The organism is Daejeonella sp. H1SJ63 (assembly GCF_029360775.1).
GTDB lineage: Bacteria > Bacteroidota > Bacteroidia > Sphingobacteriales > Sphingobacteriaceae > Daejeonella.
The window spans coordinates 13,612-36,006 of record NZ_JARKMZ010000001.1; the positions used below are offsets into that span (position 1 = coordinate 13,612).

The following is a 22,395-nucleotide window of genomic DNA, read 5'->3' on the forward strand; positions in this document are numbered from 1 at the left end:
ACGTACAACTTAAAGAAAAATGAAAAACTCAGAAATACATGAGCTTACAACTGAAGAAGTTGTGGCCAGAATTAATGAAGAGAAAGCCAATCTCAGCAAAATGAAATTTGCACATACTGTTTCTGCAATCGAAAATCCAACAAGGATTACCAAGATCAGAAAAGATATTGCACGTTTAAACACAGAATTGACTAAGCGCAAGGCGGAAGCAAAAGCATCTGCTACGACAGAGTCCGCTTCTGAATAAATTAAAGTCCAAAATGGAAAGACAATTAAGAAAAACAAGAACCGGGTTGGTAGTAAGCAACAAAATGGAGAAATCTATTGTAGTTGCGGTAGAACGTAAGGTGAAGCACCCGATCTATGGTAAGTTTGTTAAGAAAACTACCAAATTTATGGCTCATGACGAGACTAACACTTGCGGTATCGGTGATACAGTGTTAATTATGGAAACTCGTCCGCTGAGTAAGACCAAGAATTGGAGATTAGTGGAAATTTTAGAAAGAGCTAAGTAACATGGTACAACAGGAATCAAGACTGAATGTTGCTGACAACAGCGGAGCTAAAGAAGTTTTAGTTATCCGCGTTTTAGGTGGTACCGGAAAGCGTTACGCATCCATAGGTGACAAGATCGTTGTCACAGTAAAAAGTGCGCTTCCATCAGGAAACATCAAAAAAGGATCTGTCTCTAAGGCAGTTGTTGTGAGAACAAAAAAAGAGATCAGACGTAAAGACGGATCATATATCCGCTTTGACGATAATGCAGCTGTATTGCTGAACGCTCAGGATGAGCCGCGTGGAACGCGTATTTTCGGTCCTGTAGCAAGAGAGCTACGTGAAAAACAATTCATGAAGATTGTATCATTAGCACCGGAGGTTTTGTAAAATGGAAAAGAAGATAAAATCACAACCTAAATTGAAAATCCGTAAAGGAGACCTGGTACAAGTTACTGCAGGTGATTCTAAAGGTAAACAAGGACAGGTTTTAGAAGTTCAGTTAGCTACTAACCGAGTTATAGTTGAAGGTGCCAATATGGTGTCTAAACATACAAAACCAAGCGCTGCCACTCCAAACGGTGGTATCGTTAAAAAAGAAGCCAGTCTTCATATTTCTAATGTAATGCTGGTTGATGCCAAATCAGGCAAACCAACCCGTATTGGCAAAAAGAAAAATGCTGATGGTAAATCAGTTCGCATCGCTAAAAAATCTGGGGAGGAAATTAAGTAATGGCTTACGTACCAAGATTAAAATCAAAATATAATGAGGAAATCGTTACTGCTTTAAAGGATAAATTCCAGTATAAAAGCGTAATGCAGGTTCCACGTTTACAGAAGATCGCTATCAACCAGGGTGTTGGTGGTGCTTCTACCGATAAAAAGTTAATTGATACTGCAGTAAACGAAATGACCACAATTACAGGTCAGAAAGCGGTTCCTGCAAAATCTAAGAAAGATATTTCTAACTTTAAGTTACGTAAAGGAATGCCGATTGGTGTTCGTGTTACTTTGCGCGACAATCATATGTATGAGTTCCTTGATCGTTTGATCGCTGTAGCTTTACCACGTATCCGTGATTTCAAAGGAATCAATGATAAAGGATTTGACGGACGCGGTAACTATACATTAGGAATTACCGAGCAGATCATCTTCCCCGAGATCAATATTGATCAGATCAATAAGATCATGGGTATGGATATCACTTTCGTAACTACTGCTAAAAATGATGTTGAAGCATTAGAATTACTTAAGCAATTTGGTTTACCATTTAAGAATCAAAACACAAATCAACAATAATGGCTAAAGAAGGTGTAAAAGCACGTGAAGTAAAACGTGCCAGATTAGTTGCCAAGTACGCAGATAAAAGAGCAGCACTTAAGGCTGCGGGAGATTTCGAAGGTCTGGATAAATTACCAAAGAACTCTTCTCCGGTACGTTTGCACAACCGTTGTAAATTAACCGGTCGTCCTCGTGGTTATATGCGTCAGTTTGGTATATCAAGGGTAACATTCCGCGATATGGCATTGGCAGGTAAGATCCCGGGAGTACGTAAGGCATCCTGGTAGAGTTGACAGTTGACAGTTGAGAGTTGACAGTTGCAATCGTCTGGTATGATTGTGCTGATACCTGACAGCTGATACCTGACAGCCCCAAAAAAATGAGTATTAACCGATGGCAGGTCCAAGGAAACCACCATCATAAACAATAAATAATGAATACAGATCCAATAGCAGATTATCTTACAAGAGTAAGGAATGCCATTAAGGCTAACCACCGCGTTGTAGAGATTCCTGCATCCAACCTGAAAAAAGAAATGACAAAAGTTCTTTTTGACAAAGGTTACATCACTAATTACAAGTTTGAGGATAACAACGTTCAGGGTACGATTAAGATCGCTCTGAAGTACAATCCGATCACTAAAATTTCGGCTATTCGTAACATTTCACGTGTAAGTACTCCGGGATTAAGAAGATATGCTGGTGTTGAAAACATGCCACGCGTATTAAATGGTTTAGGTATCGCTATTCTTTCTACTTCTAAAGGTGTTATGACTGATAAAGAAGCAAGAAGTTTGAATATCGGCGGTGAGGTTTTATGTTACGTTTATTAATAGGAGGATAAGAGATGTCAAGAATAGGAAAAGCCCCGATTAATATTCCGGCCGGAGTTACAGTTACAGTTTCTGAAACTAATGTTGTAACCGTTAAAGGTCCAAAAGGTCAGTTAACTCAGGATGTAGATACAGATATTAAGATCAGCCAGGAAGATGGTATCTTAACTGTTCAGCGTCCGTCTGAGCAAAAACGTCATAAAGCTCTTCACGGTTTATACCGTTCATTGATCAATAACATGGTTGTTGGTGTAACTGAAGGTTATAAAACTCAGCAGGAACTTGTAGGTGTTGGTTACCGTGCTACTAACGTAGGTAATACACTGGATCTGGTATTAGGATTTTCTCACCACTTCGTGTTTGAATTACCGAAGGAGATCAATGTAACTACTACATCAGAAAAAGGTAAGAATCCTGTCATTATATTAGAGAGTATCGACAAACAATTACTGGGACAGGTAGCAGCGAAAATCCGCTCATTACGTACTCCTGAACCTTATAAAGGAAAAGGTATTAAATTTGTTGGTGAAGTATTAAGAAGAAAAGCTGGTAAATCAGCCGCTAAAAAATAATCGATATGGCAGGAATTAAATTATCTCGCAGAGAGCGAATCAAAAGAGGAATCAGAAAGAGATTAACAGGTTCTGCAGAGCGCCCGCGTCTGTCAGTTTACAGAAGCAATAAAGGGATCTATGCTCAGATTATCGATGATAATAGCGGAAAAACCATTGTATCAGCATCATCTTTATCAAAAGATTTTACTGCAAACGGTAACAAATCTGAACAGTCTAAAGCAGTTGGTAAATCAGTAGCAGAGAAGGCATTAGCAGCAGGCATCAGCCAGGTTGTTTTTGACAGAAATGGTTACCTGTACCATGGCCGTGTTAAATCATTGGCAGAAGGTGCACGTGAAGCTGGTTTAGTATTTTAATTTAGCATCGGTTACAGCGATCATTATCAAATAATCGGTGTTATCATAAAATAAAGAGAATGTCAACTATCAATATAAAAAGAGTAAAGTCAAGCGAAATTGAATTAAAAGATCGCTTAGTTAGCATCCAGCGTGTTGCTAAAGTTACCAAAGGTGGACGTACCTTCAGTTTTTCAGCTATCGTTGTGGTAGGAGATGAAAACGGAATCGTAGGATTCGGTCTTGGTAAAGCAAAAGAGGTTACTGAGGCTATTGCTAAAGGAATTGATGATGCTAAGAAAAACCTGGTGAAGGTTCCTATTATCAATGGTACTGTTCCTCATGAGCAGATCGGTAAATATTCAGGAGGTTTCGTATTCATTAAACCAGCTGCTCCGGGTACCGGTGTTATTGCTGGTGGTGCAATGCGTGCGGTTCTTGAAAGTGCCGGTGTACATAACGTACTTGCTAAGTCTAAAGGTTCTTCTAACCCGCATAACGTGGTTAAAGCAACAGTTGTGGCATTATCACAATTACGTGATGCTTACACTGTAGCTCAGCAACGTGGTGTTAATTTAAATAAAGTATTTAACGGATAATCATCATGGCTAAGATTAAAATAACCCAGATTAAAAGCGTTATCGACAGAAGCGAGCGTCAGAAAAGAACTATGCAGGCTTTAGGTTTGAAAAAACTGAACCAGTCTGTAGAGGTTGAAGCTAATCCGGCAATTATCGGAATGGTGAGAAAAGTTAATCATTTAGTAGCAGTAGAAAGTATCTGATCATGAACTTAAGTAACTTACAACCTGCAGAAGGTTCAACAAAAAATAGAAAACGTATCGGTCGTGGTACCGGTTCAGGTCGCGGTGGAACTTCCACCCGTGGTCATAAAGGTGCCGGATCCCGTTCAGGATACAAGAGCAAGATCGGTTTTGAAGGTGGTCAAATGCCTTTACAGCGCCGTTTGCCTAAGGTAGGATTCAATCCGATTAATCGTACAGAATATGTAAGTATTAATCTGGATGCATTACAGGGCCTTGCTGATAAATATAATTTAACTGCAATTGATTTTGATACATTCAGAGAGCATGGTTTAGCTTCTAAGAATGATCTTGTTAAAATCTTAGGCAGAGGTGAAGTAAAATCCAAACTGGATGTTAAAGCCCATGCTTTCTCAGCATCTGCTCAAAAAGCAATTGAAGCTGCTGGTGGTGCAATAGCTAAATTATAATTATTCATGAAGAAGCTTTTTACAACGCTATCCAACATCTGGAAGATTGAAGACTTAAGAGCGCGGATTTTATTCACGCTCTTATGCCTTTTAATTTATAGAATAGGTTCATTTATTGTAATTCCCGGAGTTGATTCTGCTTCACTTGACAGTGGACAGGCTAAAGAAGGATTACTTGGATTGCTGAATATGTTTGCCGGTGGATCTTTTTCCCGTGCATCTATTTTTGCATTGGGTGTAATGCCATATATTTCTGCATCTATCGTAGTGCAGTTATTGGGTATTGCAGTTCCGTATTTCCAGAAGCTGCAGAAAGAAGGTGAAAGCGGCCGTAAAAAGATTAATCAGGTTACACGCTATCTGACCATTATTATTACTGCATTGCAGGCAATTGGTTATGTACGTTCCCAGATCAGTCCTGATGCCCGTCTTTTATCAGAACCATTATTTACTGTATCTTCAATGTTCATCCTTACTGCCGGAACCATGTTTGTTATGTGGTTAGGTGAGAAGATTACAGACAAGGGTATAGGTAATGGTATTTCTTTGATCATCATGACTGGTATCATTGCACAATTACCGTTCGGTATTATTTCTGAGTTTACGTCACGTATGGGTGCTCAGGGCGGTTTGATCTCATTTATTGTTGAGATTGCAGCTCTGTTCCTTATCGTAATGTTTACCATCCTGATTGTTCAGGGTGTCAGAAAAATTCCTGTACAGTATGCAAAGAAGATCGTTGGTGCTAAACAATATGGTGGTGTACGTCAGTATATTCCTTTAAAGGTTAATGCTGCAGGGGTTATGCCGATTATTTTTGCTCAGGCAATTATGTTCATTCCAACTACTATCGGATCATTCTTCCCATCTGCGCAATCATCATTCCTGACTGCATTCAGCGATTATACTTCTTTAACGTATAACCTGACTTTTGCTTTCATGATCATTGCCTTTACTTTCTTCTATACCGCTATCACTGTTAACCCGGTTCAGATGTCGGATGATATGAAGAAAAATGGAGGTTTCGTACCTGGAGTAAAACCTGGTGCAACTACCGGTGCATATATTGATGAAGTTATTTCTAAAATTACTCTTCCCGGATCTGTATTTCTGGCAATAATCGCAATTATGCCTTCTATTGCAATTATCCTGGGTGTTAACAGTCAGTTCGCAAATTTCTATGGCGGTACTTCATTGTTAATTCTTGTAGGGGTAGTTCTTGATACTTTACAGCAGATCGAAAGTCATTTATTAATGCGTCACTATGACGGTTTAATGAAGACCGGAAGAATTAAAGGACGTACTCCTGTTCAGGCAGGTGGTCCGGCAATTTAAGATTCATGTCTAAGATCTATTACAAATCTTCTGAAGATATTGAGAAAATCAGGGAAAGCTCCCTGCTTGTATCAAAGAGCCTTGCCGAAGTGGCAAAGCTTATCGGTGAGGGAGTAAAGACTATTCAACTTAATAATTTAGCTGAGGAATTCATCCGTGATCACGGAGGAATTCCGGCTTTTTTAAACTATAACGGATTTCCATATTCACTTTGTATTTCACTGAATGACCAGGTTGTTCATGGTTTCCCGGGAGAGTATGTAATCAAAGACGGAGATATTGTTTCTGTTGACTGCGGAGTTATTCTGAATGATTTTTACGGAGACTCCGCTTATACTTTCCCAATCGGGAATGTGGCTGCAGAAACCTTGCGTTTGCTTCAGGTAACTAAAGAATGCCTGAATCTGGCAATTGATAAGGCGGTTGTAGGGATGAGGATCGGTGATGTGGGCTATGCCGTTCAGGAGCATGCAGAAAAGAACGGTTTCGGTGTAGTTAAGGAACTGGTTGGTCATGGTGTAGGAGTTAAGTTGCATGAAAAACCGGAGGTTCCAAACTATGGAAAGCGCGGCTCAGGTATTAAACTGGAAGAAGGAATGGTTATCGCAATTGAGCCGATGATCAATGCCGGACGTGCCGGAGTTAAATTCTGGGATGATGGATGGACAGTAAGTACCGTAGATAAGAAACCTTCTGCTCATTATGAGCATACGGTTGCGATAAAAAAGGGCAAAGCAGACGTACTTTCGACATTTGATTACATTGAGGAAGTTTTAAAACAAAAAGATTAAATATTAAAATTTTTTATTTAATTTTGCATCCCTGATACGAAGGGCTGATTGGTTCATAATCTGTTATAAATACTCTTGTTTTATAGGGTTTTAATGATAGAACAAAATAAATGAAGCTTCGGAGCTTTTTAAATTCAGGAGAAATTAAAGAAATATATGGCCAAACAGGCTTCAATTGAACAAGACGGTATAATCAGAGAAGCATTGTCAAATGCAATGTTTCGTGTTGAGCTGGAAAACGGGCATGAGATCATTGCTCACATCTCAGGAAAGATGAGAATGCACTACATTAAGATCTTACCAGGTGATAAAGTGAAACTTGAAATGTCTCCATATGATTTAAGTAAAGGCAGAATAACATACAGATATAAATAAGAAGATGAAAGTTAGAGCATCAATCAAAAAACGTAGCGCTGATTGTAAGGTGATTCGTCGTAAAGGAGTACTTTACGTGATTAATAAGAAGAACCCTAAATTTAAGCAACGTCAGGGATAAAATATTGACAGGAATAGATGATGATCCGTTAAAGTGGTAATCATTGTTTATTCATTCAATCATTAACTATAAATATGGCAAGGATAGCAGGTATTGATTTACCAAGAAACAAAAGAGGAGAGATCGGACTTACTTACATTTTCGGTATCGGAAGGGCAACCGCACAAAGGATCCTGAATGATGCAGGAATTGATGTAAACATTAAAGTACAGGACTGGACCGATGATCAATTAGCAGCAATTCGTGGTTTCATTAACGATGAGATCAAAGTTGAAGGAGCGTTACGTTCCGAAGTTCAGTTAAACATTAAACGTTTAATGGACATCGGTTGTTACCGTGGTTTACGTCACCGTAAAGGGTTACCTGTTCGTGGTCAGCGTACCAAGAACAACTCACGTACCCGTAAAGGAAAGCGTAAGACAGTTGCAAACAAGAAAAAAGCTACTAAATAGTAATTAGATATGAGTATTGAGTATTGAGATATGGGAATATCAGCAATACCCTGCTCATGATTATAAAAAGAAATAGATATGAGTGCCGGGATCAGGTCTCAAGTCTCATATCTCAAATCTAAAAAAATGGCAAAAACTAAAAAAGTTACCAAAAAACGTATTGTTGTTGTTGAACCGATTGGTGAAGCACATGTGAATGCTACATTCAACAATATCATTATTACCCTAACTAATCTTCAGGGACAGACTATTTCATGGTCTTCGGCCGGTAAGATGGGTTTCAAAGGTTCTAAGAAAAATACTCCTTATGCTGCCGGACAAGCTGCAAGTGATTGCGGTAAAGTTGCATATGATCTTGGACTGCGTAAAGTTCAGGTTTATGTAAAAGGTCCTGGTTCTGGTCGTGAGTCAGCTATCCGTACTCTACAGACTGCAGGTATCGAAGTAACTACTATCCAGGACATCACTCCGCTTCCACACAATGGTTGCCGTCCTCCAAAAAGAAGAAGAGTTTAATATAAATAATCAATTTTTAAAGCTAAGATTCAGCAGCTACAGGCTGCATGATACTTTAAAAACACACAAACATGGCTAGATACACCGGACCGAAGTCCAAAATCGCCCGTAGATTCAGAGAACCAATTTTTGGTCCTGATAAGGCATTAGAAAGAAAAAATTATCCTCCGGGAATGCCTGGTACCTCAAGAAAAAGAGGTAAGCAATCAGAATTTGCTGTGCAGTTAATGGAGAAGCAAAAAGTTAAATACACTTATGGTGTATTGGAACGTTATTTCGAGAACCTTTTCCACAAAGCTTCTGCTAAGGAAGGAATTACCGGAGAAAACTTACTTAAGTTTTTGGAAGCTCGTTTAGATAATACTGTTTATCGTTTAGGTATTGCTCCAAGCCGCTCTGCTGCCCGTCAGTTAGTTGGTCATAAGCATATCACCGTTAATGGTGAAGTTGTGAACATTGCTTCTTACTCAGTGCGTCCGGGTGATGTGATTGCAGTACGTGAGCGTTCTAAATCTCTGGAAGCTATTGCTAATTCAGTAGCTGGCAGAACTATCAATAAATTCAGCTGGTTAGAGTGGGATGCAAATTCCTTAACAGGTAAATTCCTGAACTATCCGAGCCGTGATGAGATTCCTGAGAATATCAAGGAAAATCTGATCGTCGAGTTGTACTCTAAGTAATATAAGCGGCCCTGTTCTTCGGAACAAGGCCATTATTACATAACATTAACTATTCATTAGCAAAATATTAAATGGCAATTTTAGCATTTCAGAAACCTGATAAAGTTATCATGCAGAAATCTACGGATTTCGACGGAACATTTGAGTTCAGACCTTTAGAGCCTGGTTTCGGTGTTACCATTGGTAATGCTTTACGAAGAATACTTTTATCTTCCCTGGAAGGTTTTGCAATCACTTCAGTACGTTTCTCAGGCGTTTCTCACGAATTCTCTACTATTAAAGGGGTTGTGGAAGATGTAACCGAGATCATCCTTAATCTGAAGCAGGTTCGTTTCAAGAAAACAGGCGATTCAGGTGATTCTGAGAAAATCTTCGTGATTGTAAATGGTCAGGATCAATTCAAAGCCGGCGATATTACCAAGTTCTCAAATAACTTTGAGGTTCTTAATTCTGATCTTGTTATCTGTAACATGGAGTCTTCAGTAACTCTGGAGATTGAATTGACAGTAAACAAAGGAAGAGGTTATATTTCTGCTGAGGAAAATAAAAATGCAGATGCCGCATTAGGTGTTATTGCTATTGATTCGATCTATACTCCAATCAAAAACGTAAAGTATTCAATTGAAAACTTCCGTGTTGAGCAGAAGACAGATTATGAGAAATTAGTTCTTGATATTGCTACTGATGGTTCAATCCATCCTGAAGAAGCATTAAAGGAAGCTGCTAAGATTCTTATCCACCACTTCATGTTATTCTCTGACGAGAACATCATGCTTGAGTCTCAGGCTAAAGAAGAAACTAAAGAAGTTGATGAGGAAATCCTGCATATGCGCAAGATCCTTAAGATGGAATTAGTTGACCTTGACCTTTCAGTTCGTGCATTAAACTGCTTAAAGGCAGCGGATATCCGTTCACTGGCTGATCTTGTTTCTTATGATGTGGCTGATATGCTTAAGTTCAGAAACTTTGGTAAGAAATCATTAACTGAGATCCAGGACTTAGTAAAATCTAAAGGTTTATCTTTCGGAATGAACCTTTCAAAATTTAAATTAGACGAAGAATAATAAGCGAAATGCATAATTCCCGATCCCGAAAGGTTGATCGACGGTATGCACGTGCAAAACCTAACAAACAATGAGACACGGTAAAAAAGTAAACCATTTAAGTCGTACTGACAGTCACCGCAAAGCGATGCTGGCAAATATGGCTTCTTCGCTTATCTTACACAAGCGTATCACTACTACATTAGCTAAAGCAAAAGCTTTGCGTGTATATGTTGAACCAATCATTACAAAATCAAAAGACGATACTACTCACTCACGTCGTACGGTATTTAGTTACCTGCAGAACAAAGATGTAGTTTCTATCCTTTTCCGTGATGTTGCAGCTAAAGTTGCTAACCGTCCGGGTGGTTATACCCGTATTCTGAAAATGGGTAACCGTTTAGGTGATAATGCTTCTATGGCTTTAATTGAGCTTGTTGATTACAACGAGATCTACAAATCTGGTGAAGCAGCGGCTGAGAAGAAAACTACTCGTCGTCGTGGTTCAAAAGCTAAGAAAGCTGATGCTCCTGCTGCGAAAACTGCTCCAAAAGCAGAAGTTGCTGAAGAAGTTGTTGAGGCTCCGGTTGAGGAAACTCAGGCTCCTGCAGTTGAAACTGAAGAGAAAAAAGAAGAATAGTATTTCTTCACTTATATTTATGAAGCCTGCTCAGATGAGCAGGCTTTTTTTGTACTTTCCCATCCTGAAAAACCTGAATTTGAATGTTCAGGTGATGAAAAATTATCTCTGATATCTAATTTCAGGGAACTTATAAGTTCTGATGTTCCTTACTGAATTAAGGACTACAGCACTGGCAATAGATAAGTATTGATAAGCAACCATAATTAATTATTGAATTAATCTGCCATCCTGTCATTTTGAAAATGACTGATTTGGATAGGTTCAGCTTAAAAATACTGTCATTATTGGTTATGTTTTATTTGGCACAAGGCTTGTTAATTAACCCATGTTAAACTAAAACAAATTAAAGAGGGTTAATATGGCAAAGATAATTGGTATAGACTTAGGAACTACAAATTCATGCGTATCAGTAATGGAGGGTAATGAGCCTGTAGTTATTCCAAACAGTGAAGGTAAGCGTACTACGCCTTCAATTGTGGCATTTGTTGATAATGGAGAGCGTAAGGTAGGAGATCCGGCAAAACGTCAGGCGATCACCAACCCAACTAAGACCATATCTTCAATCAAGCGATTTATGGGTAATAGCTTCGCAGAAGTAAGTAATGAAATTTCGCGTGTACCTTACACCGTTGTTAAAGGTGATAATAATACTCCGCGTGTAAAGATCGATGATCGTTTATATACTCCGCAGGAGATCTCTGCAATGGTATTGCAGAAAATGAAAAAGACTGCTGAAGACTTCCTGGGCCAGGAAGTGAATGAAGCTGTTATTACTGTTCCTGCATATTTCAATGATGCTCAGCGTCAGGCTACTAAAGAAGCAGGTGAGATCGCAGGATTAAAAGTTTCACGTATCATCAATGAGCCAACCGCTGCAGCATTAGCTTACGGTCTGGATAAAGCTCATAAGGATATGAAGATTGTTGTGTTTGATTGTGGTGGTGGTACACATGACGTATCAGTTCTTGAGCTTGGTGATGGCGTATTTGAAGTAAAATCTACTGATGGTGATACCCATCTTGGTGGTGATGACTTTGATGCTGTGATTATCGACTGGATGGCAGATGAATTTAAGAGCGATGAGGGCATTGATCTGCGTAAAGATCCAATGGCACTTCAGCGTTTGAAAGAAGCTGCTGAGAAAGCTAAAATTGAGTTATCAAGTACTTCTCAGACTGAGATCAATCTTCCATACATTTCTGCCGGTGATGGTATGCCAAAGCACCTTGTTAAAACATTGACACGTGCTAAATTTGAGCAGCTTGCCGATAGTCTGATCAAACGTACTATTGAACCTTGTAAAAAAGCGTTGAAAAATGCAGGTTTAAGTACTTCAGATATTGATGAGATCATTTTAGTAGGTGGTTCTACCCGTATCCCTGCTATCCAGGATGCAGTAAAAGCATTTTTTGGCAAAGAGCCTTCTAAAGGAGTGAATCCGGATGAGGTTGTTGCTATCGGTGCAGCTATCCAGGGTGGTGTATTAACCGGGGAGGTTAAAGACGTATTATTACTTGATGTAACCCCGCTTTCTCTTGGTATTGAAACTATGGGTGGTGTAATGACCAAACTGATCGAAGCCAATACCACTATTCCATCAAAGAAATCGGAAGTGTTCTCAACAGCATCTGATAACCAGCCTTCTGTAGAGATTCATATCCTGCAGGGTGAGCGCCCAATGGCCAATCAGAACAGAACTATCGGAAGATTTCACCTTGATGGTATTCCACCTTCACCGCGTGGCATTCCTCAGATTGAAGTAACTTTTGATATCGATGCGAATGGTATCCTTCATGTTGCTGCAAAAGATAAGGCAACCAATAAAGAACAAAAAATTCGTATTGAAGCTTCTTCAGGTTTAACTGATGAAGAGATCAAGAAGATGAAAGATGAAGCAGAGGCAAATGCAGAAGCAGATAAGAAAGCACGTGAAGAAGTTGAAAAGCTGAATGCTGCCGATGCGCTGATCTTCTCAACTGAAAAGCAACTGAAAGAGTATGGTGATAAATTATCTGATGATAAGAAAGCGCCTATCGAAGAAGGCTTGAAGAAATTGAAAGATGCTCATGCAGCTAAAGATTTCGCAAGTATTGATACTGCTCAGGCTGAGCTTCAGGCTGCATGGAATGTAGCTTCTGAAGAGATGTACAAAGCTTCTCAGGGAGCTGAAGGTGCACCTCAGGGTGAAGCTTCAGCACAGGATGCAAGTGATCATGTAACTGACGTCGATTTCGAAGAAGTAAAAGAAGACGATAAGAAGTAATTCTGATCATATATTTTTAAACAGGCCGCTCCGATAAGGGCGGCCTGTTTTGTTATTTATTATTTTTAAGATAATTATAGATAATAACAGGGAATGCAGTGTATTCAGGAGTGATTAAGCCTTTAATTTTTGTGTTTATATCCGGCTTTGGCTCGTTGGTCTGCTTTGCCCAATCAGTCCCGGATCCGATCCTGCTTAAGCAGGAAAAAATCAGCTCCCCGGGCTGGGATTATTTTATCGATAAAGTAATTGATGATCGTGCTCAGGGACAGTCATTTGCCAATATCTGGTATGCAGGAGAGGGGCTGAAAGCAAGAAGCTATCCCATAGATATTGCCGGAGGAAGTGGTAATGCGCTTCGTGAATTTCTGCAGGGCGGATTGCCGAGAAATACTGCAGGAACCGCTATTAATATCCGAATTCTGGAATGTAAAATCAGGGAAACAAATCAGGATAACACTGTTTCGGGGCAGATTCTTTTAAAACTTCAATTTGAGCTTCAGAAAAACTGGGGAGTTCAGCCCTTAACCACCTACAGCACGTCACTGAAGTATGCCCGTTCAATTCAAAGGCCCGACCGTATCGAACCTGCATTGAGAACAATGTTGGGGAATAGTCTGAAATTTATTCAGGAATGGGTAAAGAAAGAGTCGGCGACAAATATTGTACTTGCCAGAAGTGTAAAGCTATCGTTCACTGATTATCAGAAACAAGATCCGGATACAGTATACTATCAGAAATCGAGACCTTTAAATTTTAATGATTTTAGGGCGAAAGTACCGCAAAATTCAAGATACCATGCGGCTATTTTTCCCTCTTTTGGTTATGATATGATACAGAATTTTAACAATGGTATCATACAGGTGCAGATCGATCTGAAAGTGTATATGGTTAAAAGTGCTTCCTGGGCATTACAGTTCATAAAGAACCCCTATAGCCTCAATCATGAACAACGCCATTTTGATCTGGTTAAAGTAATCGCAGAGCGGTTTAAGAAAAAACTGGCTTCAGAGCAATTAAGCCCTGATAACTATGAAGGAATCATCAATTTTGAGTATCTGGAGTTTTACAGACAGATGAATCAGATACAGGAAAAATATGATGAGGAGACCGGGCACGGTACGAACAGGATTATGCAGGATGTTTGGAACCGGCGTATAGATCGTGATCTGAAAGAATTGTAGGGCAGCTCAGGGATTTGAGGGGATATAGGTACTTAAATGATAATCCCTGATGTTTAAATCACATCAGGGATTATTTAAGTTATTCCCAGAGATTATCAGGATACTCTCCCGAATCAACCAGCCTGTCTATATTTTCCTGAACAAATGGCTTATCTTCTACATAGGTTACACCAAACCATTGGGTTTGTGTAGGAATAACCCTGAAACTTGCCTGTTTATTTCTGATCAGCTTCTCAGCAACTATCGCAATGAAAAACTCTGCTTTGGGATTATCTGTATGTGATAATGCAAACTCTTTGAACATGCTTGCAGACAATTCAAATATTTTAGGTGTAAAACCCCAGAAATTCATAGATACTCTGGTTTCTGCCTGTAATGGATACTGGCGGCCGTCTTCTTCAAAAACGATTCCCTTATTTCCAGATTCATCATTCTTGAAATATACTTTTGTACGTTCGTGGATCTCAGTAAGATTGCCATCTGCATCCACGTCACATACTCCTCTTGATACTGAGCCATGTTCAGATAAGGTCTTGTCAATCTGGAACCCGATCATTGAGAACTGAGAGTCGGTAACTTCATTATTCAGAAAATCGGCTATCTTCTGATAAGATTCCCTTCCATAAAAATCATCTGCATTGATTACACAGAAAGGTTCCTTAACTGCATCTCTGGCAGCCAGAACCGCATGTGCAGTTCCCCATGGTTTAGCTCTTTCTATTTCAATGTCGATTCCGAATGGTTTGAGATCAAAGGATTGAAATACGTAATCAGTTTCAATCTTTCCTTTTAGTTTTGGTTCAAAAATATTTCTGAAATTTTCGGCAAATTCTTCACGGATAATGAAGACAACTTTTCCGAAGCCGGCTTTGATGGCATCATAAATTGAATATTCAATAATTGTTTCTCCGTTTGGCCCGAATCCGTCTGTTTGCTTCATACTGCCATAACGACTTGCCATTCCTGCTGCCAGGATCACTAAAGTGGGTTTCATGCTTGTACTTATTCTATGTTTATTTAAAATCTTGTTTATCTGCTGTTCAACGCTGTTTTAATAGCGGCCTCTGCTTCTTTTCCCTGTCAGCATCCCGAACAGCCCTCTGACGATTGCTGTACCTATTTGTCGTGTAATCGGTGCATTGATTACTTTTTCAAAGGTACTTTTTTCTACTCTTCCCGCATTGGCCGGTTTACTTTGGTTTATTTCTTCTTCGGCTTCAAGTTTTTCATTTATTCTTTGGGTCAGAATATCATAAGCACTGATTGGATCAATAACTTCCTGATATTTTTGATATAGCGAACTCGACTGCATCAGGGTGTCAAGATCTGCTTCTGACAGGGGACCCATTATTGCTCTTGGCGGACTAAGATGAGTTGCCACCACCTCAGTAGGGATCCCTTTTTCATTCAGAACAGTGACCAGTGCCTGCCCTGTTCCTAATGATGTAAGTATACGGTCTATTTCATAGAAGTCTGACCTTGGGTAAGTATTTACTGTTTTTTTGAGTGCTTCAACATCGTTCGGGGTAAATGCTCTCAGGGCATGCTGAACTCTGTTGCCTAATTGACCTAAAATACTTTCCGGAACATCCATTGGGGTTTGGGTACAGAAAAATACTCCGATACCTTTTGAGCGGATCAGTCTGATGATGGTTTCAATCTGTTCAAGAAATGCTTTCGGGGAATCCTTAAACAGTAAATGTGCTTCATCAAAGAAGAATACCAGCTTTGGTTTGTCAAGGTCTCCGGCTTCGGGCATTGTATAAAATATCTCTGCCAGTAAGCTTAATAAAAAGGTTGAAAATAATACGGGCTGATTCTGTACGTCAGAAATATTAAGCAAACTGATTACACCCTTTCCATCAATTCTGTTAATCAAATCCTGGATATCGAACGATTTTTCACCAAATATCCGGGACAAGCCCTGTTGTTCAATCGCAACAATCTTCCGGAGGATGGTTCCGGCCGTGGCTCCTGAAATACTTCCGTAGCTTTCTTTGATTTCGGCAGCTCCTGGACCGTCAGATAAATAGGAAACGACTTTTTTCAGATCATTCAGATCAACCAGTTGCAGTTTATGATCATCAGCGTATTTGAAAATCACAGCCATTACACCTGCCTGAGTATCATTCAGCTCAAGGATTTTGGAGAGTAAAACCGGGCCGAATTCAAAAACCGTGGCACGCATCTGTGCACCGTGCTTTCCACTGAGGGAATATACTTCCACAGGAAATCCGCTGGAAATGAATGGTTTATTTAATGCTGTAGCCCTTTCTTCAATTCCTGAATTATTGATCCCGGGATGGTTAAGTCCTGAAAGATCACCTTTAACATCCAGCATAAATACAGGAACTCCAGCATCAGAAAGCTGTTCGGCAAGCAGCTGCAGGGTTCGTGTTTTTCCTGTTCCTGTTGCTCCGGCTATTAAACCGTGACGGTTCATCATTTTCAGAGGAAGATTAACCTCTGCATCAGCAATAACCTCTCCGTCAAGTATACCGGCACCCAGATAAATACCTGATCCCTGGCTTGTATAGGATTTTTTTATCTTATCAATAAAGGCAGAAGTTCTTTCCATGGTAATGAATAATTAGTAAAGAAAATATTTTAATATTAACGGCCTATTTATTTTTTACGTATTTATCGAGCCATTGATTCATTTCCCACATCATATGCATGACAGATTCTTTTGCACGGTATCCATGAGATTCTGAAGGCAGTAATACCAGACGTGCTGTAGCTCCATGTCCTTTGAGTGCACTGTACATTCTTTCACTTTGCATAGGGAATGTGCCGGTATTATTATCAGCTTGTCCGTGTATCAGTAGAATAGGTGTTTTAATCTTATCTGCATAAGAAAAAGGAGACATTTTAGCGTACACTGCAGGTGCCTGCCAGTAGGTTCGTTCTTCAGCCTGAAACCCAAATGGAGTAAGGCTTCGGTTATAGGCACCGCTTCTTGCTATACCTGCAGCAAACAGATCAGTATGTGCCAGCAGATTCGCAGTCATGAATGCACCATAGGAATGACCACCAACCGCAATGCGTTTTTTGTCGCTGACACCCATTTTTGTCAGTTGGGTAATTGCTGCTTCTGCATTGTATCTGATCTGTTCAACAAATGTGTCGTTTGGCTCCTGATTGCTTTCACCAACAATTGGCATATCAGCATTGTCGAGGATGGCATATCCCTGTGTAACAAGGTAAACAGGAGAACCCGCACTGAGGGTGCTGAATTTGTAAGGCGAGCCTTTTACCTGCCCTGCAGCTGCTGCGGTTTTAAATTCTCTGGGATATGCCCAGATCAATGTGGGTAAAGGAGCATCTCCGCTTTTAAAACCTGCAGGTAAATACAGAGTGCCACTCAGGTTGATTCCGTCAAGACGGGTATAATTTAACTGTTGTTTCTGCACACCTTTTAAATCCGGATATGGATCAGAAAAGTTAGTAATCCTGCCTGAACTTTTATCCTCAGTATTATAGGTAAAGTAATTCAGTACTGTGTCTTTTGCCTCTCTGCTTATAATGATGTTTTTCTCATTATTGAAGAATACGGGACGCTCATAATATGGGGCAGAAGAACGGAAGAGGGTATCCTGTAATTTTGTTTTGATGTTAAATTTTAAAACGAAGGGGCGGTCACCTTCTGGTGATGCACCATCACTGATACTGAATATTGCGACATTGTCAGGATCGCTGATCCGCTTCAGGGCATTAAATTCGGTGAGCAGAACTTGCCGGTTATATTCATTCTTACGGGTTACAAAAGTACCCGGATCGCTGTATCCGTCTTCATAATAACGATCATAAAGATTTACCCTGAATGTCTCATTGGAAGGTTTAATGAATGATCTCCTTTCAAAACGGGTCTTCCACCATCTTTCGGTCATTATGGCTACCTTGTCGTCGCCCCAGTGTATTGAATTGAACCTGAAATAACAATCAGCAAGTTTAAGTGCATTCTGATTGAACGGAGCTTCCAGTGTATATAACATATCCCTGATAATAGCCTGCTGTGATGGATTTCCCTTATCCTGAGCTTCTACCCAATACAGAACCGCTCCTTTATCAGTACGCCAGCCAAACTCTCTCGGCCCTTCGGGTACGCCATCAAAGCCTGCCGGGATATTTTCAGCAAGTGGGGCATCATATAGTTTTTTAACGAGCTTGCCTTTTTGATCATACAAAGAGGTACTGTATGGAAAGCGGGCGATTGGAACCTGATAAGAGTAGGGCCTGCTGATGTTAGATAAAAGAAGATATCGTCCGTCAGGAGAATATTCCATATTCCGTATGATATGCGGCTGCAGATACTCTTCACTGCTTCCATCCAGTTCTACAATTCTTAGCTGCGAATGGAAATAATGATCGAACAGACTTTCGTCATACGGATTCTTCAGCAGATCCTGATAGGTTGGAACCGGAGCTGCTTTGCCGGTGTTTTCCTGAATAAGCGGCCCTGAGGGAATATTGTCAGGTTCCTGTGGTAATTTCTGATTGTCAGGAATAAACTTTGCCATTAAGCTCTTCCCGTCAGGATGCCAGATAAAGCTCTGGCCATAGCTGTCGTTCAGCTTATAAGTGCTCAGTCGTTTTGCTTCCAGAGTCTTCAGATCAGCAATCCATAATTCTATCCCATTGCCACCGGTATGTGTGAAAGCAATTTTCTCTTCATCGGGCGACCAGGTGATATCTGCCAGTGCCGGCTGAGCAGGTAAACCGGTAAATGTTGACTCTGTTCCGCGATTGACTGATATTAATTTTATCCCTGAATAGGATAATGAACGGCTTTTACCATTTGTTGCAGGGTTGATCCTGAGCCCGGCCAGGCGCAGTTCAGGTTGGGAAAGCTCAGCGATAGAAGGTAATCCGGACATATCAAGCAGGAGCATATTTTCTCCGTTTGAGCTGATCATTACTACAGGATTGGGTTTTGCATCCAGCAGATTTATAATTGCCTTCGGTGGCTTTTGATAAACAGTGTTATCCTGAGCAGAAATAGCACCGCTCAGGATAACAAGCCCTGTAAATAGAAGGCTTGATTTCTTCATATTAGTCTGCAAATTGCTGCCAGGTTCATATTGTATATTGTAGGCTATCTGTTTTAGTAAACTTTAAGACTTCCGGCCTGATTTTATTTAATTGTTCTGAAGTCATGATTTACTTTGATATTCAGCAATGATTCATAGATCAGTCGGATTACATTGTCGACATCTTCTTTGTGGATCATTTCAACAGTGGTATGCATATATCTTAATGGAAGAGAAATCAGCGCCGATACTACACCATCATTGGAATAAGCAAAGGCATCCGTATCTGTGCCTGTTGAACGTGACGAAGCCTGTCGCTGGAATGGGATATCATTCGTCTCAGCAGTTTTGATCAATAGTTTATTCAGGTTGGTCTGCACTGCAGGGGCGTAAGAAACAACAGGCCCCTTACCGCAGGCCAGATCGCCCTGAGTAATTTTGTTGATCATCGGAGTTTGTGTATCATGGGTAACATCAGTGATGATAGCAACATTTGGTTTGATGCGGTGTGCAATCATTTCAGCTCCGCGCAGACCTATTTCTTCCTGAACAGAATTAACGATATATAGCCCAAAAGGGAGTTTCTTTTTGTTTTCTGAAAGCAGACGGGCAACTTCAGCAATCATGAATCCTCCGGCACGGTTATCCAATGCCCGGCCAACATAATAACGCTCGTTCAATATAGTGAACTCATCTTCATAAGTGATCACACATCCTACATGGATGCCCAGTTTCTCAACTTCTTCTTTGCTGGTACATCCGCAGTCGAGGAAAATATTTTTAAGGGTAGGAGCTTCTTCTTTTTCACCACTGCGGGTATGAATAGCCGGCCAGCCGAAAACGGCTTTTACAATTCCTTTATCGGTATGGATATTCACTCGCTTGGAAGGAGCAATCTGATGGTCAGAACCTCCATTTCTGATCACGTAGATCAGCCCGTCTTTGGTAATATAATTTACGAACCAGGAGATCTCATCTGCATGGGCCTCAATAACAACTTTGAACTCAGCCTTAGGGTTAATTATTGCAACAGCGGTACCATAGTTGTCAACAAAATGTTCGTCAGTATATGGTTTGATATAATCAAGCCATAAACGCTGTCCTTCCCATTCAAAACCTGTGGGAGAGGGGTTGTTGATATATTTTTCAAAAAACGCCAGTGATTTTTTTGTAACCACCGGAATGTGTTTCTGTTCTTTCTTTTTTGCCATTTTCTTTTTTATTTTAATATTTTTTCCATAATCACAAAATCGTTTCCGTCTTTATGATAGGTTTTATCTGTTTCTGAAAAGCCAAATTTAGTATAAAATCCCAATGCATTTTTGCGTGCATTACACCAGATCATCCTGCAGTTTTGTTCTTCTGCAATACGAATCAGATAGTGTAATAGCTGGCTTCCATAACCCATGTTTTGAAAATCACGGATAGTGGCAAATTTTCTGAATTGCATGCAGCCTTCCCTGATAAATAGTGAAACTACACTGATCAGCTGATCCTTGTCGAAAAGCCCTAAATGCATACCCTCATCATCGTCTTCAAGAATTGCTTTGCTAAAGTCCTGATCAGGATATAAAACCTGTCTGCGAATACGCCAGGTTAATTCCGGAGGTATTTGTTCGATGTGAGACATTCAATTAAGAATTACAGAGGAATATTCCCATGCTTCTTTCTGGGGTTATTTACGACCTTGTTTTCCAGCATTTTGAAGGCCCTGATCAGTTTGTTTCTGGTTTCGGAAGGAATAATGACCTCGTCAATGAAACCTCTTTCTGCTGCCCGGTATGGATTGGCAAAAATATCAGAGTACTCTTTTTCTTTTTCAAGCCAGCGTGCATTCGGGTCTGCGGCAGTACTGATCTCTTTTTTGAAAATGATCTCAGCCGCACCTTTAGCACCCATAACTGCAATCTCAGCACTTGGCCAGGCATAGTTCATATCAGCGCCAATATGTTTTGAGTTCATCACATCGTAGGCACCTCCGTAGGCTTTTCTGGTAATCACAGTTATTCTGGGAACTGTAGCTTCGCAGAATGCATAAAGCAGTTTTGCGCCGTTCGTAATAATTCCATGCCATTCCTGATCCGTGCCGGGCAGGAATCCGGGAACATCTTCAAGTACCAGCAATGGGATATTGAAGCTATCGCAAAAACGAACGAAGCGGGCACCTTTCACTGAGGAGTTGATGTCCAGTACTCCTGCCAGAAATGCCGGCTGATTGGCAACAATTCCGATGCTCCTTCCGGCAAGACGGGCAAAACCAACTACTATATTTTCAGCAAAGTCTTTATGTACTTCAAGGAAAGAACCTTCATCTGCAATTTCAGAAATCACTTCCCGGATATCATAAGGCTGAGAATTATTTTCAGGGATTATTTCATTCAGCTTAAGTCTGGTCTCATCCGATGCTTCATACGCAAGTGCCGGGGCTGTTTCTTCACAGTTTTGAGGCATGTATGATAGAAGCTTTTTGATATGGTTAATCGCATCAAGTTCATTACTGCAGGCAAAATGTGTTACTCCCGATTTTGTGGAATGTGTAGATGCCCCACCCAGCTCTTCAGAACTTACGATTTCATGGGTGACCGTTTTAACCACATTCGGTCCGGTGACAAACATATAGGATGTATTTTCAACCATCAGCACAAAATCGGTAATGGCAGGAGAGTAAACAGCACCTCCGGCACATGGCCCCATAATTGCAGAAAGCTGTGGCACTACTCCTGAAGCCATTGTATTGCGGTAAAAGATATCAGCATAACCGCCTAATGATACCACTCCTTCCTGAATTCTTGCTCCTCCCGAATCATTCAGACCAATTACCGGTGCTCCGTTCCTGATTGCCAGATCCATAATCTTACAGATTTTTTCTGCATGAGTTTCTGAAAGAGAACCTCCGAAAACTGTAAAATCCTGCGAAAATACATAGACCAGTCTGCCATTAATAGTACCATAGCCAGTCACCACCCCATCACCGGGATATCGTTCCTTCTCCATTCCAAAATCTGTGGAACGATGCATGACAAGCATTCCAATCTCTTCGAATGAGCCCTCATCCAACAGGAAATGAAGCCTTTCCCTTGCAGTGAGCTTTCTCTTTTTATGCTGGCTTTCTACTCTTTCCTTTCCACCACCCAGCAGTGCTTCTTCTTGTTTCTGCCTTAAAATTTCTGTTTTATTATTCAAAATATGCAGGTTTAAACTGTACTGTGAA

29 protein-coding genes are annotated in these 22,395 nt (G+C 40.3%); 23 read left to right on the forward strand and 6 right to left on the reverse strand.

Going from position 1 to position 22,395, the window contains the following annotated elements:
- Window positions 1-19: 19 nt before the first annotated feature.
- The 23 genes from rpmC to P2W72_RS00190 all read left to right on the forward strand — a co-directional run bounded on the left by rpmC (window position 20) and on the right by P2W72_RS00190 (window position 14,154).
- Window positions 20-247 (forward strand): 50S ribosomal protein L29, encoded by a 228-nt coding sequence (gene rpmC, locus P2W72_RS00080; protein ID WP_276358765.1) that lies wholly within the window; start codon window positions 20-22, stop codon window positions 245-247.
- Window positions 248-260: 13 nt separating this feature from the next.
- Entirely contained in the window at window positions 261-515 is a 255-nt protein-coding gene (rpsQ, locus tag P2W72_RS00085) for a 30S ribosomal protein S17 (protein WP_079702232.1), read from the forward strand.
- A 1-nt stretch (window position 516) separates the two neighbouring features.
- Window positions 517-885, forward strand: a complete 369-nt coding sequence (gene rplN, locus P2W72_RS00090) for a 50S ribosomal protein L14 (protein WP_276358769.1) — start codon at window positions 517-519, stop codon at window positions 883-885.
- 1 nt (window position 886) lies between these two features.
- Window positions 887-1,228: a 50S ribosomal protein L24 gene (gene rplX / locus P2W72_RS00095; protein ID WP_346429758.1), complete on the forward strand. Its 342-nt coding sequence runs from the start codon at window positions 887-889 to the stop codon at window positions 1,226-1,228.
- On the forward strand, window positions 1,228-1,794 hold the full coding sequence (gene rplE, locus P2W72_RS00100) for a 50S ribosomal protein L5 (protein WP_276358772.1): 567 nt from the start codon (window positions 1,228-1,230) through the stop codon (window positions 1,792-1,794). Before rplX ends, rplE begins: the two co-directional genes overlap by 1 nt.
- A complete protein-coding gene (gene rpsN, locus P2W72_RS00105; protein WP_276358773.1) occupies window positions 1,794-2,063 on the forward strand; it encodes a 30S ribosomal protein S14 in 270 nt (89 codons plus the stop codon). Before rplE ends, rpsN begins: the two co-directional genes overlap by 1 nt.
- A 143-nt stretch (window positions 2,064-2,206) precedes the next feature.
- Window positions 2,207-2,608 carry a 30S ribosomal protein S8 gene (gene rpsH / locus P2W72_RS00110; RefSeq protein ID WP_276358964.1) on the forward strand — a complete coding sequence of 134 codons (402 nt, stop codon included), beginning with the start codon at window positions 2,207-2,209 and terminating at the stop codon, window positions 2,606-2,608.
- Window positions 2,609-2,622: 14 nt separating this feature from the next.
- On the forward strand, window positions 2,623-3,180 hold the full coding sequence (gene rplF / locus P2W72_RS00115) for a 50S ribosomal protein L6 (protein WP_276358775.1): 558 nt from the start codon (window positions 2,623-2,625) through the stop codon (window positions 3,178-3,180).
- 5 nt (window positions 3,181-3,185) lie between these two features.
- On the forward strand, window positions 3,186-3,539 hold the full coding sequence (gene rplR / locus P2W72_RS00120) for a 50S ribosomal protein L18 (protein WP_276358776.1): 354 nt from the start codon (window positions 3,186-3,188) through the stop codon (window positions 3,537-3,539).
- A 59-nt stretch (window positions 3,540-3,598) separates the two neighbouring features.
- Entirely contained in the window at window positions 3,599-4,117 is a 519-nt protein-coding gene (rpsE, locus tag P2W72_RS00125; protein WP_276358777.1) for a 30S ribosomal protein S5, read from the forward strand.
- Window positions 4,118-4,122: 5 nt separating this feature from the next.
- Window positions 4,123-4,302, forward strand: a complete 180-nt coding sequence (gene rpmD / locus P2W72_RS00130) for a 50S ribosomal protein L30 (RefSeq protein WP_276358778.1) — start codon at window positions 4,123-4,125, stop codon at window positions 4,300-4,302.
- A 2-nt stretch (window positions 4,303-4,304) separates the two neighbouring features.
- Entirely contained in the window at window positions 4,305-4,751 is a 447-nt protein-coding gene (gene rplO, locus P2W72_RS00135; RefSeq protein WP_276358780.1) for a 50S ribosomal protein L15, read from the forward strand.
- A 6-nt stretch (window positions 4,752-4,757) separates the two neighbouring features.
- A complete protein-coding gene (secY, locus tag P2W72_RS00140) occupies window positions 4,758-6,086 on the forward strand; it encodes a preprotein translocase subunit SecY (protein WP_276358782.1) in 1,329 nt (442 codons plus the stop codon).
- 5 nt (window positions 6,087-6,091) lie between these two features.
- Complete coding sequence (gene map, locus P2W72_RS00145; protein WP_276358783.1) at window positions 6,092-6,877, forward strand: type I methionyl aminopeptidase; 786 nt, start codon at window positions 6,092-6,094, stop codon at window positions 6,875-6,877.
- A 156-nt stretch (window positions 6,878-7,033) separates the two neighbouring features.
- Entirely contained in the window at window positions 7,034-7,252 is a 219-nt protein-coding gene (infA, locus tag P2W72_RS00150) for a translation initiation factor IF-1 (RefSeq protein WP_026897900.1), read from the forward strand.
- A gap of 4 nt (window positions 7,253-7,256) precedes the next feature.
- Entirely contained in the window at window positions 7,257-7,373 is a 117-nt protein-coding gene (gene rpmJ, locus P2W72_RS00155) for a 50S ribosomal protein L36 (RefSeq protein WP_276358784.1), read from the forward strand.
- 74 nt (window positions 7,374-7,447) lie between these two features.
- Window positions 7,448-7,825: a 30S ribosomal protein S13 gene (gene rpsM, locus P2W72_RS00160; protein ID WP_276358785.1), complete on the forward strand. Its 378-nt coding sequence runs from the start codon at window positions 7,448-7,450 to the stop codon at window positions 7,823-7,825.
- 126 nt (window positions 7,826-7,951) lie between these two features.
- Complete coding sequence (rpsK, locus tag P2W72_RS00165; protein WP_276358787.1) at window positions 7,952-8,341, forward strand: 30S ribosomal protein S11; 390 nt, start codon at window positions 7,952-7,954, stop codon at window positions 8,339-8,341.
- 71 nt (window positions 8,342-8,412) lie between these two features.
- On the forward strand, window positions 8,413-9,021 hold the full coding sequence (gene rpsD, locus P2W72_RS00170; RefSeq protein WP_276358790.1) for a 30S ribosomal protein S4: 609 nt from the start codon (window positions 8,413-8,415) through the stop codon (window positions 9,019-9,021).
- Between the two features lie 71 nt (window positions 9,022-9,092).
- A complete protein-coding gene (locus P2W72_RS00175; RefSeq protein WP_276358792.1) occupies window positions 9,093-10,085 on the forward strand; it encodes a DNA-directed RNA polymerase subunit alpha in 993 nt (330 codons plus the stop codon).
- A gap of 70 nt (window positions 10,086-10,155) precedes the next feature.
- Window positions 10,156-10,704: a 50S ribosomal protein L17 gene (gene rplQ / locus P2W72_RS00180; protein WP_276358794.1), complete on the forward strand. Its 549-nt coding sequence runs from the start codon at window positions 10,156-10,158 to the stop codon at window positions 10,702-10,704.
- Between the two features lie 361 nt (window positions 10,705-11,065).
- A complete protein-coding gene (dnaK, locus tag P2W72_RS00185) occupies window positions 11,066-12,970 on the forward strand; it encodes a molecular chaperone DnaK (protein WP_276358795.1) in 1,905 nt (634 codons plus the stop codon).
- 110 nt (window positions 12,971-13,080) lie between these two features.
- The gene (locus P2W72_RS00190; protein WP_276358798.1) at window positions 13,081-14,154 is read left to right on the forward strand and encodes a hypothetical protein; all 1,074 of its coding nucleotides are present in this window, start codon (window positions 13,081-13,083) and stop codon (window positions 14,152-14,154) included.
- Between the two features lie 79 nt (window positions 14,155-14,233).
- Here the strand turns inward: P2W72_RS00190 and P2W72_RS00195 are convergent, their stop codons facing one another.
- The 6 genes from P2W72_RS00195 to P2W72_RS00220 form a co-directional block, all read right to left on the reverse strand.
- Complete coding sequence (locus P2W72_RS00195) at window positions 14,234-15,148, reverse strand: sugar phosphate nucleotidyltransferase (protein ID WP_276358800.1); 915 nt, start codon at window positions 15,146-15,148, stop codon at window positions 14,234-14,236.
- A gap of 57 nt (window positions 15,149-15,205) precedes the next feature.
- Window positions 15,206-16,732 (reverse strand): helicase HerA-like domain-containing protein, encoded by a 1,527-nt coding sequence (locus P2W72_RS00200; RefSeq protein WP_276358803.1) that lies wholly within the window; start codon window positions 16,730-16,732, stop codon window positions 15,206-15,208.
- 43 nt (window positions 16,733-16,775) lie between these two features.
- Window positions 16,776-19,205: a prolyl oligopeptidase family serine peptidase gene (locus P2W72_RS00205; RefSeq protein WP_276358804.1), complete on the reverse strand. Its 2,430-nt coding sequence runs from the start codon at window positions 19,203-19,205 to the stop codon at window positions 16,776-16,778.
- Window positions 19,206-19,288: 83 nt separating this feature from the next.
- Window positions 19,289-20,395, reverse strand: a complete 1,107-nt coding sequence (locus tag P2W72_RS00210; RefSeq protein ID WP_276358806.1) for a M42 family metallopeptidase — start codon at window positions 20,393-20,395, stop codon at window positions 19,289-19,291.
- An 8-nt stretch (window positions 20,396-20,403) separates the two neighbouring features.
- Window positions 20,404-20,814 (reverse strand): GNAT family N-acetyltransferase, encoded by a 411-nt coding sequence (locus P2W72_RS00215; RefSeq protein WP_276358808.1) that lies wholly within the window; start codon window positions 20,812-20,814, stop codon window positions 20,404-20,406.
- A gap of 11 nt (window positions 20,815-20,825) precedes the next feature.
- Window positions 20,826-22,367 (reverse strand): acyl-CoA carboxylase subunit beta, encoded by a 1,542-nt coding sequence (locus P2W72_RS00220; protein ID WP_276358809.1) that lies wholly within the window; start codon window positions 22,365-22,367, stop codon window positions 20,826-20,828.
- Between the last annotated feature and the right edge of the window lie 28 nt (window positions 22,368-22,395).